At 33.7% G+C, this 12354-nt stretch carries 7 protein-coding genes; 4 read left to right on the plus strand and 3 right to left on the minus strand.

Annotation, left to right across the window (positions count from 1 at the left end; translation table 11 throughout):
- Window positions 1–99: 99 nt before the first annotated feature.
- From GQR95_RS06215 to GQR95_RS06230, 4 genes are all read left to right on the plus strand, one after another.
- Window positions 100–2568 carry a TonB-dependent receptor domain-containing protein gene (locus tag GQR95_RS06215; RefSeq protein ID WP_159022344.1) on the plus strand — a complete coding sequence of 823 codons (2469 nt, stop codon included), beginning with the start codon at window positions 100–102 and terminating at the stop codon, window positions 2566–2568.
- A gap of 113 nt (window positions 2569–2681) precedes the next feature.
- Complete coding sequence (locus GQR95_RS06220) at window positions 2682–5021, plus strand: ABC transporter substrate-binding protein (RefSeq protein WP_159022345.1); 2340 nt, start codon at window positions 2682–2684, stop codon at window positions 5019–5021.
- Window positions 5021–5740 carry a DNA repair protein RecO gene (gene recO, locus GQR95_RS06225; protein WP_159022346.1) on the plus strand — a complete coding sequence of 240 codons (720 nt, stop codon included), beginning with the start codon at window positions 5021–5023 and terminating at the stop codon, window positions 5738–5740. Before GQR95_RS06220 ends, recO begins: the two co-directional genes overlap by 1 nt.
- A gap of 21 nt (window positions 5741–5761) precedes the next feature.
- Window positions 5762–7789 carry a TonB-dependent receptor plug domain-containing protein gene (locus GQR95_RS06230; protein ID WP_370514535.1) on the plus strand — a complete coding sequence of 676 codons (2028 nt, stop codon included), beginning with the start codon at window positions 5762–5764 and terminating at the stop codon, window positions 7787–7789.
- Window positions 7790–8220: 431 nt separating this feature from the next.
- Here the strand turns inward: GQR95_RS06230 and GQR95_RS06235 are convergent, their stop codons facing one another.
- The 3 genes from GQR95_RS06235 to GQR95_RS06245 all read right to left on the minus strand — a co-directional run bounded on the left by GQR95_RS06235 (window position 8221) and on the right by GQR95_RS06245 (window position 11933).
- The gene (locus tag GQR95_RS06235; RefSeq protein ID WP_159022347.1) at window positions 8221–9879 is read right to left on the minus strand and encodes a T9SS type A sorting domain-containing protein; all 1659 of its coding nucleotides are present in this window, start codon (window positions 9877–9879) and stop codon (window positions 8221–8223) included.
- 487 nt (window positions 9880–10366) lie between these two features.
- On the minus strand, window positions 10367–10858 hold the full coding sequence (locus GQR95_RS17075) for a lamin tail domain-containing protein (RefSeq protein ID WP_370514549.1): 492 nt from the start codon (window positions 10856–10858) through the stop codon (window positions 10367–10369).
- A 175-nt stretch (window positions 10859–11033) separates the two neighbouring features.
- Window positions 11034–11933, minus strand: a complete 900-nt coding sequence (locus GQR95_RS06245; RefSeq protein WP_159022348.1) for a hypothetical protein — start codon at window positions 11931–11933, stop codon at window positions 11034–11036.
- Window positions 11934–12354 lie beyond the last annotated feature (421 nt).

Below are 12354 nucleotides of genomic sequence, written 5' to 3' on the forward strand. Positions count from 1 at the left end.
CTCAAGAATTAGAGGTTTTTTTGTTTTAACAATCTTTTAACTAATTTAGGTTAAACCAATTTTGTTTCTTGCGGTCTTATTTAATTAAAACTACATCACATGAATTTTGTAAAACAAGTAGTGCCTACTCTGCTTCTTTTTATTTTATGCTTTAATGTACAAGCACAATCCGTTAAGAATGTTACTATAACGGGGCATGTTATAGAACAGGAAACAAGTCTTCCTCTTGAATATGCTACAGTTGCTTTTAGAGACAGTAAAGATAATACCGTCGTTACGGGAGGTATCACAGATGGTAAAGGTAAATTTAGTATAACGGTGCCTGCAGGAACATACAATGTGTCTTTCGAATATATTTCGTTTAAAAAACAATCACTTCTAAAAAGAAGTTTATTAAAAAACACCGATTTAGGTAATATTAGTTTAGCGTTAGATACCGAGTCTTTAGATGAGGTAGAGATCATAGCAGAAAGAACTACCGTAGATATTAGGCTCGATAAAAAAGTGTATAATGTTGGTCAGGATTTAACCGTTAGCGGAGGAACTGTAAGTGATGTTTTAGATAATGTACCTTCAGTTTCTGTAGATGTTGAAGGGAATATTGCTTTAAGAGGAAATGATGATGTAACTATTTTAATTAACGGAAAACCATCAGGTTTAGTTGGTTTAAGTTCTAATGAAGCATTAAATCAATTACCAGCAGATGCAATTGAGCGTGTAGAGGTTATTACGTCTCCATCTGCAAGATATGATGCAGAAGGAACAGGAGGGATTTTAAATATTATTTTAAAACGAAGTAAGCTACAAGGACTTAATGGTTCTATAACAGCAAACACAGGATATCCAAATGCTGCAGGTATTTCTGGGAATATTAATTACCGTACAGGAAATTTTAATTTCTTTAATACCACAGGGTATTCTTACAAAGAATCTCCTGGAGAATCTACTACAAAAACAGAATATTTTAATTCAGAGTTTGATGATGATGGGAATATTATAGACGATTCTCCTAATACATATTTAAATGAATATCGCGATTACGATAGAGTTAGAAAAGGAATCAATACCAATCTAGGTGTAGAATGGTATATTAACGATAATACATCTGTAACGGGATCTGTATTTTATAAAGATAGCGATAACACTACAGAAACAAAAAATGATATTTTTGAGGTTGATAACGTAGGTGATATTTTAAATGAAACGTTTCGTTTAGATCCGGAAACTGAAGACGATAAAACGGTTCAATATGCTTTAAATTTCGATAAGCAGTTTGGAGATAAACCAGGTCATAAATTAACATTCGATTTTCAATATGAAAATACATCAGAAGATGAAAACTCACTTATTACTGAAAACGGATTAGATTCTGAACAAGTAAGCACTTTAGAAGATCAAGATCGTCTTCTATTACAAGCAGATTATGTACTTCCGTTAGGAGACGATAGTCAGTTTGAGTTTGGTTACCGTGGAAACTTCAATACATTAGATACAGATTATACATTAGCTTATTATGAGGGAGATGCATTTGTGACAGATACCGATGTAAGCAATAATTTAATTTATAAAGAACGTATTAATGCTGTATATACACAATACGGAAATAAAATAAAAGATAAATTTTCTTACTTATTAGGATTAAGAATGGAGTCTACTGGAATCGTAATAGATCAGAAAACAAGTGATGATTACGACGATAAAGATTATTTAGGATTATTTCCTACAATAAATTTAGGCTACGAAATTTCTGAAGATCAAAGTATCATGCTAGGGTATAATAGAAGAATTAGAAGACCAAGATCGCGTTATATAAATCCGTTTCCGTCTAGAAGTAGTACAACAAGTTTGTTTCAAGGAAATCCAGATTTAGATCCTAGTTATTCTTCTGCAGTAGATTTAGGATATTTAAATAAATTAGGAAAAGTAACTTTAAATTCTTCAATTTATTTTCAACATGCCACAGACGTGTTTACATTTATTACAGAAGCAACAGGAGAAACAGTATTGGTTGGAGGTACAGAAATACCAGTAATTAAAAGTGCTCCAATTAACTTAGCAACTAACGATCGTTATGGGTTTGAGCTTACCGCTACCTATAGAGTAAGTAAGAAATGGAATATGAATGGTAATTTTAATTTCTATAATTCTATTACTCGAGGCGATTATAATGGTGTTAATTTTGATGCAGATAACTTAAGTTGGTTTATAAGATTTAATAATAAAGTGACCTTGCCTGGGGAAATCGATTGGCAAACACGAATTATGTATCGTGGCCCATCTGAAGATGCTCAAACAAAAACAGACGGTATGTTTTACAGTAGTTTAGCGTTTAGTAAAGAAGTGTTTAATAAAAATGCATCTATAACTTTTAACGTTAGTGATGTTTTTAATTCAATGCGAAGATCAAGACTTTCTACTACAGAAACTTATATTAGTGATAACGATTTTCAATTCAGACAACGTTCATTTAATTTAGCATTCACATACAGATTTAATCAGCAAAAAAGTCGTCAAGACCGTCGCGAAAGTAGTGAAGGGGGAGATGATGATATGGGGTTTGAAGGATAATCTCGGTTAAAACTTTAAAAAGCTTCTTGTTACAAGAAGCTTTTTTCTTTAATATATTATTTTGCTATAAAACTCGTTACTTATAAATATATTTGAAACATTAAAAATCATCTATGTTTAAACGTTTTCTTATCCTTTTCTTGGCAGTGTGTCCTTTAATTGTAATGGCACAGGATTATTCCGATTCTTGGGAAGGTTATTTTTCGTATAACAATATTAAAGATGTAACGGCTAGTTCAGATAAAATATATGCGGTTGCAGAGAATGCTGTTTTTGTATACGATATTTTAACTCAAGAAACCAGTTCGCTTTCTACAGTACAGGGGCTTGCTGGAGAAGTTATTTCTACACTTCATTATAGTACTGCGTATAAGGCTTTGGTTATTGGTTATGAAAGTGGTTTAATAGAAATTGTTTTAGATGAAGACTCTAAAGTATTAAGCGTTGTAGATATTGTAGAGAAGTCTACTATTCCCTCGGTAAATAAGCAAATTAATCATTTTAATGAATATGACGGTTTACTGTATATATCTACAAATTACGGCGTTTCTGTATACGATTTAAACAGATTAGAGTTTGGAGACACCTATTATATTGGAAATGGAGGAAGTCAGATTATAGTTACACAAACTACAGTATCCAATGGGTATATATATGCGTCCTGTATGGATAATACAGGATTAAAGCGTGCAGAAGTAGCAAATAGTAATTTAATAGATTATAGCCAATGGACTACGTTAGCTACTGGTAATTTTAGTGCTGTAGAAGCTGTATCTAATAATGTGTATGCTGTAAATACTAGTCGTGCAATTTTTAAAGTTAACGGATCAAATCTTACAAATTTATATATTTTTCCTAACACGCCTTTAGATGTTAAATCTGCTAATAACGAGCTTGTCGTTACCACCAAAAACCATGTGTATTTATATTCTAGTACATTTAGTTTATTAGAAGAAGTAGGTACTAATAGTAATTTTAGTACTAATTATACTTCTGCAATTACTACGGTAGATGATTTTTATATAGGATCAGATAGTTATGGCGTTTTAAAAACGGCTATAGGAAATACGTTTTCGTTTGAAGAAATTCATCCAGACGGACCTTTAATGAATTCTCCGTTTTCTGTAGAAGCCGAGTATAATAACGTTTGGGTTACTTTTGGCGACTATAGCGTTAGTTATAATCCTTTTCCGATTAGAACTCGTGGGATTAGTCATCTAAAAAATGAAACTTGGAAAAATATTCCAACAGACAGTATTTTAGGTGCAAAAAACTTAACAAACATAAGTATTAATCCCAATAAGGTAAATCAAGTTTTTATTAGTTCTTTTTACGATGGAATTTTAGAAGTGGAAGCAGATGTGGTTACAACATTACACGATGAAACAAATAGCGGACTAGAACCTATTGAGGTTGCTGGTTCAACAGATATTCGTGTTAATCCATCTACGTTCGATAGCGATGGTTTGTTGTGGAGTTTAAGTGGCCGTGTGTCTAGTCCGTTAAAGTCTTACAATCCTGATACAGGAGCATGGAAGTCTTATAGTTTTGAAGGTTTATATACCGATGGTGTAAATGGTGAATGGGGTTTTTCAGACATCGCTATAGATAATTCTGGAGTGGTTTGGACTGGTGGTTACGTAAACGGATTGGTTGGTTACGATTATAAATCGGGAACGTCGCAAATTAGAAGCTTAAGTGAAGAGTCTCAAAATATGCCTACTACTGTTGTAACTGCTGTAACAATAGATAATCAAAATCAAATCTGGATAGGTACAATTAGAGGATTACGTGTACTTTATAATACCTCTACTTTTTTTACCGCAAGTACAGTAGAAGTTAGTGAAATAGTTGTTTTAGACGATGGTGTTGCGAGTGAGTTGTTGTCTCTAGAGTATATTACAAGTATAGAAGTAGATGGTTCTAACAATAAATGGATAGGAACTTTTGGTTCAGGCGTGTATTATTTATCGTCAGACGGTCAGGAAACTATTTTTCATTTCACAAAAGATAACTCACCATTACCATCAGATAATATTACAGATATTAGTATTGATAATTCTAACGGAAAAGTACTTATTGCTACCGAAAGTGGTCTTGTTGCATACAATTCAGGAAGCTCGTCTACCGAAGATTCTTATGAAGATGCCTATGTATACCCTAATCCAGTACGACCAACATTTAATATTACAGAAGATTTAGTAAAGATTAAAGGACTTACAGATAGTGTAAATATTAAGATTACAGATATTGAAGGTAATCTGGTTGCAGAAGCACAATCTAACGTGAATTCAAGATATAGTGGTTATAATTTAGAAATTGATGGCGGAACAGCGTTTTGGAATGGTAGAAACTTGGCTAATAATGTGGTGCATTCAGGCGTGTATATAATCATGTTGTCCGATACCGAAACGTTCGAAACTAAAGTGCTTAAATTAATGATTATTCGCTAATGTTCTATTCTTCAAGTGCCATTGTATTATCTAAGCTTAAGTATCGAGATAACGATCTTATTGTAAGCTGTTATACTAAAGAGTTTGGAATTGTAAGTTTCTTGCTTCGTGGCGTTTTAAAAAGTAGAAAAGGTAAAGCTAGAGTAGCTTATTTTCAGTTGTTGTCTCAAATTCAAATAGAAGCAGATTTTAAACAAAACAGGTCTTTACAAACACTAAAAGATGTCAAAATAAATGTATTGTATGCTACTTTGCACACGCAAGTTATAAAAAGTACAATTGTTATGTTTTTAGCCGATGTTTTGGCTATTGTTTTAAAAGAAGAAGAGGCAGATACAGAGTTGTTCGAGTTTTTAGAATCTACACTTCTAGTTTTAGATGAAACCTCAGATCCTGCAAACTTTCATTTGGTGTTTTTAGCACAGTTAACTCGGTTTTTAGGAATTTCTCCAGATACAACGCATAGTAATTATAATTACTTCAATTTGTCTACCGGTCAATTCGAAAAACAATCCACCAGTATATATTCTATAACGGGAGATAATTTAAAGTATTTTAAGATCTCATTAGGCATACTTTTTGATGATTTAGAGGCGATGAAAATGAATTCTAAACAGCGACAGTCTTTCTTAGATATGCTACTGTTGTATTACGAATTGCACCTTGGGCATTTTAGAGAACCAAAATCGTTAGCCATTTTTAGTCAAGTATTTAATTAATAATCGACCTAATTATTCTATATGAATAAAAAATTACTCTTAGGATTACTTTTTCTTTTATCCTTTTCAATTCAAGCTCAAAATATTACTATTTTAAACAGTCAGACCCAAGAACCTATTTCTGGTGTAGCCGTTTTTAATATAGATAAAACACAGAGTGAAATATCCAATATAGAAGGTGTTGTTTCTTTAAAAGCGTTTGTAAATAACGATGTGCTTTTTTTTAAGCATTTGTCTTTTATTGAGTTTTCTATAGCAAAATCTGAGTTAAGTAATATTTCAAAAATATATTTAGAACCTTCTACAGAAGGGTTAGATGAGGTTTTAATTTCGGCATCTAAATTCGGACAAATGAAACGTGATATTCCTCAGAAAGTGGTGTCAATATCTGCAGATGAAATCACAATTAATAATCCGCAAACCAGTGCAGATCTTTTAGCAAACACAGGAAATGTATATGTGCAAAAAAGCCAGTTAGGTGGCGGAAGTCCAATGATTCGTGGATTGTCTACTAACAGATTGTTAATTGCTGTTGATGGTGTACGAATGAATAATGCCATTTTTAGATCTGGAAATCTTCAAAATGTAATTTCAATAGATCCTTTTACCATTCAGAATACAGAAGTTATTTTAGGTGCGGGATCTGTGGTTTACGGTAGTGATGCCATTGGTGGTGTTATGAGTTTTTATACTAAAAAACCGCAATTAGCTTTTGTAAATAATCAGGAGTTTTCTGCCAATTCAGTAGTACGTTATGCAACGGCTAATAATGAAAAAACAGGGCATGTAGATTTTAATATCGGATTAAAAAAATGGGCGTTTTTAACAAGTGTGAGTTATACAGATTTTGACGATCTAAGAATGGGAAGTCATGGTCCGGACGAGTATTTACGTACAGAATATGTGGTTACAGAAAATGGAGTAGATAGTACTGTCGAGAATCCAAACCCTAAAGTTCAAAATCCTACAGGATATAACCAAATTAACCTGATGCAAAAAGTGAGATTTGCACCAAATGAAGACTTAAGTTACGATCTAGGTTTGTATTATTCTGCAACCTCGGATTATTCAAGATACGACAGATTAATAAGATATAAAGACGATCACTTACGTTCTGCTGAATGGAATTATGGCCCGCAACGTTGGTTTATGTCTAATTTTCAAGTCACAAAAATTAACAAGAGTTCGAATTTTTACGATAAACTTCAGGCTAATGTAGCATATCAAAATTTTCAGGAAAGCAGAATAGATCGCGATTATCAATCTTCAATTAGAAATTCTACAGAAGAACATGTAGATGCCATTTCCGCGAACATAGATTTAGAAAAAGAGCTCAATTTAAAAACAGAATTGTTTTATGGCTTAGAGTACGTTTTTAATAAAGTACATTCTTATGGTGAAGAAGAAAATATTGAAGATAATACCGTTGTAGATGCTATTTCAAGATATCCTAACGGTTCAGATTGGTCTTCTATGTCTGCTTATGCAAACTTAAAATATAAGCCAAGCGAGCAGTTTGTTTTGCAAACAGGCTTACGTTATAATCATGTATTTGCTCATGCAGATTTTACAGAAAACAATGTGTTTTTAGACTTGCCTTTCGATACTGCCAAAATTAATACAGGAGCACTAACAGGAGCAGCTGGAATAAGTTGGATTCCTGCGGAAGTGATACAATGGAAATTAAATTTTTCAACCGCATTTAGAGCACCAAATATAGATGATGTTGGTAAGGTTTTCGATTCTGAACCCGGTGCTGTTGTGGTTCCTAATGACGATTTAAATCCTGAATATGCCTACACTGGAGATTTAAGTGTTTGTGTTAATTTAGATAATAAAATAATTATCGATGCAGCAACATATTATACATTTTTAGACGATGCTTTGGTGCGTAGTGATTTTGAATTAAACGGAAACACGTATATCGATTATAATGGTGAGTCAAGTCGTGTGCAAGCTATGCAAAATGCTGCCGAAGCTCGTATTTATGGTTTTGAGGCAGGACTACAAATTCATTTTTCTGAAGCTCTAAAACTAACCCCAGTATAATGTTATTGGTGGTTATGAAGTAGAAGAAGGTGAGCAATATTCGTTAAGACACGCCGCTCCTAATTTTGGAAATACACATCTTACTTGGCAGCGTAACAAGATTACTATTGATGCATTTGCTATTTATAATGATGAAATGTCGTATACAGATTTAGCACCTTCAGAACAAAGTAAAGATTATATTTATACTAGCGATGCAGATGGTAATCCCTACTCGCCATCTTGGTATACCTTGAATTTAAGAACACAAATATAAATTTAACTCTGAATTGTTATTTACAGCAAGTTTAGAGAATATCACAGATCAACGTTACAGACCATATTCTTCGGGAATTTCTGCTCCAGGTAGAAATTTAATATTAGCTCTTAAATATACATTATAAAAAAAGCCTCATTATTAAATGAGGCTTTTTCGTTTTTATTCTAAAAATTTAATTTTTTTTCACCGCTTTTTTGCTAATTGTTTGTCCGTTAGATAGCGTCACTTTAGCGATGTAAGCTGCTTGGCTAAGTCTAGATAAGTTATATGTTTCGCTAGAGCTATCTCCTTTTAAGTTGTAAATACGTCTACCTAGCATATCTGAAATTTCAACATTTGTAATGGTTACATTTTTGTTTGTATAAATCTTTACTTCACCGCTTTTTAATTCTATAATTCTAATGTCGTTAGAAGAAAGCATAGCATCATCTATAGAAAGCGTCATTGGTGTAAACATAATTTCAAAACGATCATCAAAAACACCACTATCCGAGGTAAATGCATAGTTGTTTTCAGAAATGTCTTGTACAACATTAAGAAATTTGTCGTTTAAATATATTGCGTTTCCATTCATAAAAGCACCTTCAGTTTGAGGAATAGAAAAGGTGTAAATTGTAGGCTCTTCTATGGATGTGTTAAAACCAAACGGAATCACTTCTTCTAAAGATAAACTGCTTGAATGTTTAGCTTGTATGACATATTTAGCTTCTGGCGATGTTGGTATAAACGAATATATTACAGCATTAACGTCTTCGTAAGTCCCTCGTTTAATATCGTAAAAGGTACCGTCTTCGCTGTCTGAAGCTCCATCTAAATAAGCAACAAGAATTTGGTTTGCTACGCCGTTATCGGTAGTTAAATTTACCCATAATTTGTTGGCTTCATCTGTGGTTGTTGTTCTAGAAAACTTAGCGTTATTTCCTGTGACTCTCATGCTATTGTTAAAAACGACGTTTGTAGTTTTAATATCGCCTGAAACTACAGTAGAAGCAGCTGCATTATCCATAGATACAAAGAAGCCTTGGCCAGAAGGAATATGTCTTGTTGGCATTACACCATCTCCTCCCATAGTTTGTCCAGTTCCATTAATAATAGCGTAATCACTTTGTGCGTAATTATAACCTTGGTTACCATTGCTATTTTTGTCTGCAGCAGTGGTTTGAGACCAAAGGTAAATGGCTCCAATGGTTTGAGTTATATTTGTGTTTTCTGCTAAAAATGAATCAGCATCTAAAGCAGAGGGATAAGGGTTTCCTATTAAATTCCAGTTGTTATCATTAGTCTCTGAATCGTTTCTGTATATTGGGACATTATAAATTCCGTTATTAAATGCACCTTCAAAAGTGTATGTGAATTGCCCAGGAAAAGTACCTGACGAGTTTTGTGTGGCAGCGTACCCCACACCTGGAGCCATTACAGTTGCCGTTGTTGCATATTGCCAATCATCTCCATTGTCATCCACATCATCTTGTCCATCTAGTGTAGTGTTATCATTAGCAACTTCTCTAGTGGCATCTAAATAATTTTGTCCATTATACCAAAAGGTTCTAGAGGTGTTTGCTTCTGCTAAACCATCACCTATGGTTTCATTAAAAACAGGAGCGCTCCAATAGGTGTATTCTTCAGCAGACCCTAGGTTTGAGGTTTCTTTTTCAACTTTAATTTTACTTTTATCGGTTAATACATTACCGCCTATAATGGCATCATCGTTAACTTGTACAAACGAACCGTCTGTTTTAACAATAATATTTCCGTTTACAGTAAGATTATTATCAACTGTAACGTAGGTGTTATCTCTATAGTTAATGTGTTCGATGCGTTTATAGTACAATTACAAGCTTCGAAACTGGTTTGTGGCCTCCTGTAGAAGTGTCGTAATCTGAATTGATAATAACATTGGTACTTAATGTAGGCATTGTGTTTATTACTGTACCATCATCCCAGGTCCAATCAGAACCATTCCAAGTTGCACCTATTAAAACGGCTTGTGTGGCATTAGAAGATTCATAACATAAGGCATCGTTCTCTTACTTCGCAATAATACTGATAGTCTAAAACACTACTCACATCAGAAATAACTAAATCTGGAGATGTGCTTGAGGTGGTGTAAATACCACCATCAGATATGCTTTGCCATCCTAAAAGACTATCTGGATTGTATGCATACCAATAATATAGTAATGCATTTCCGCCAGCATAGCCTTCGGTTGCAGATATGCTTAGAGTGCTTTCGTTACACGCTGTAGCGATGCTTGTAATGCTGTTTATTATAGGGGCGGTTCCTGTAGAAAAATCATAAGTCCCAATATCGCTATAATCTACAGGTGTAAAACTATCCCAATCACTATCGTTCCAGGTTGTACTAGGTGCTGTGATGCCTGTGTTTTTCTTCTGTAGGTGTAGTCTTTAGAAGCGACAGTAAATGCATTTCCAGAGGTGTCTCCCCAAAGATCTATCCAAGTGTTAGATTTATAAAGTCTAATGTTATCATCATCATTAACACCTCCAACACCACTAACCTGATCATAACCGTGAGTGGCGTTGGCATCTGTAGCTTGACTACCTCCAACTGCTAGTACAAATACATCATCGTTTGCTATAGTTCCTGATAAAGAAATTGTACTTGTTGCAGCTGCACCACCGTTATTATGTATTCTAATTTCATAGTCAGATAAATTTACACTAGCTCCCGTACCGTTATAAATTTCGATATAAGAATGTGATCCATCTCCATTATCTGTAATTTCACTAATAAATAAATCGTTTGGTGCTGTAGCGTTTCCTTCGAAACTAGAAATTAATTGATCTATAACAGTAAAAAATACAGAGTTTACACAGCCTAAGTCGTTTGTAAAACAATACTTCCTGTGGTTGCTCCCAGCGGAATAGTCACTTCTAACTCTGATGATGAGCTTACGTTTACTGTTGCCAAAATCCCATTTATGGTAGCTGTGGTTGAGCCTCCAAAATTACCTTCTGAAGATGTTATATTGACTTTGGTACCAATTGGTCAACAGAAAGCGAAAGCGAAAGAGAGGCTGATACGCAATCTCCAGTTCCTTGTACTTCAAAAGTATAAGGACTTTCGTCTGCGTCGTTACTTAAAATAGTTATGGTGGCTGTTCTTGTGCTTGCTCCAATGGGTAAAAATGTAATTTCAAATTCTTCTTTCGTATCTGCTGCAATTGTTGTTGGCAAAAGTGTTGTTGGCACAGGGATTATTGAAACCGGAAACTCTAAAGGGTTAGAAGATGTTATACTTGTTATATTCAGGTTTGCTGTACCTTCATTGTTAATGTTGTATGTTTTTGGAGATGTCGCATTGCCTATCGAGGTTTCTGCAAAAATGGTGTTGTAACCTGTACTTGCAATAGATCCATTTGGTATTGTGGCCCCTGTGTTACGTTCTATATCAATTTCGGGTGCTGGAGTATAGCTTTCTCCTGTTAGGGTAATGTTGTTAATTTGTAGTCGTATGGTTCCAGCAGTTTGCTTCCATCTTATTTTATTATTGGTTCCAGAAAGTGTGCCTATGTTGTAGATGTAGTCTGTGTTGGTGTCTTCTACAGTGATTACAGTATATGAACCAGCAGTCCAAGTAGATCCACCGTCATCTGAAATTTCGATTGTACAAGTTGCAGGGATTAAGTAATTTCCATTAGATCTTAGGTTTGAGACTAATTCTAAATTTTCATAAGCTCCGAAGGTTTCACTTATAACATAATCATCATAGTTACTGAATCGCCAAGTTTCATCTAGTTGTTCTATACTATTAAAAGTCCAACCTTCTGTTGGAGCGGAGCAGTCGTTGTCAAATATTTGCGAAAAACCAAAAGATATGGTACAGCAAATTAGTATTACTGTTAAGAAGTAATTTTTTTTCATGGTGGGAGGAGTTTTTATTGAAAATGGTTTTGTGAGATATGTGTATATCTATATCTTGTAAATCATGCTTTTTTTTTTAGTTAAAATATTAGTTATTAGTAATTTAAGACAATTTTAATGAAAATGAGTATAATTAATGGTGTATATGAAATATATTTTTTTTCGATTAAAAGCCTGTTTTCTTATAATTAGATACATGTAAAACATATACTGTAGAAGCCGAAAAGAGAGCCTTAAAATAGTGTTATGATTACCAAGAACATTGCCATAAAGCTAAACAGAAAAAAAAGGAGGCGGACACGTATGATTTCTGATACTTTAGTAGTCTATAAATGTGAATTAATAAAAGAATCTAATACATATAATAAACGGAAAAAGTTAGCAGATTATTTGTTGTATCTCGGTTGGAAATTACCTATGG

Origin of the sequence: Formosa sp. L2A11 (genome assembly GCF_009796865.1) — a bacterium.
Lineage (GTDB): Bacteria > Bacteroidota > Bacteroidia > Flavobacteriales > Flavobacteriaceae > Formosa.

Excerpts from the sequence above, each read along its gene's own strand:
- GQR95_RS06245 (WP_159022348.1), bottom strand. The coding sequence starts at position 11,933 with ATGAAAAAAAATTACTTCTTAACAGTAATACTAATTTGCTGTACCATA.
- GQR95_RS06215 (WP_159022344.1), top strand. The coding sequence starts at position 100 with ATGAATTTTGTAAAACAAGTAGTGCCTACTCTGCTTCTTTTTATTTTA.
- GQR95_RS06220 (WP_159022345.1), top strand. The coding sequence starts at position 2,682 with ATGTTTAAACGTTTTCTTATCCTTTTCTTGGCAGTGTGTCCTTTAATT.
- GQR95_RS06230 (WP_370514535.1), top strand. The coding sequence starts at position 5,762 with ATGAATAAAAAATTACTCTTAGGATTACTTTTTCTTTTATCCTTTTCA.
- recO (WP_159022346.1), top strand. The coding sequence starts at position 5,021 with ATGTTCTATTCTTCAAGTGCCATTGTATTATCTAAGCTTAAGTATCGA.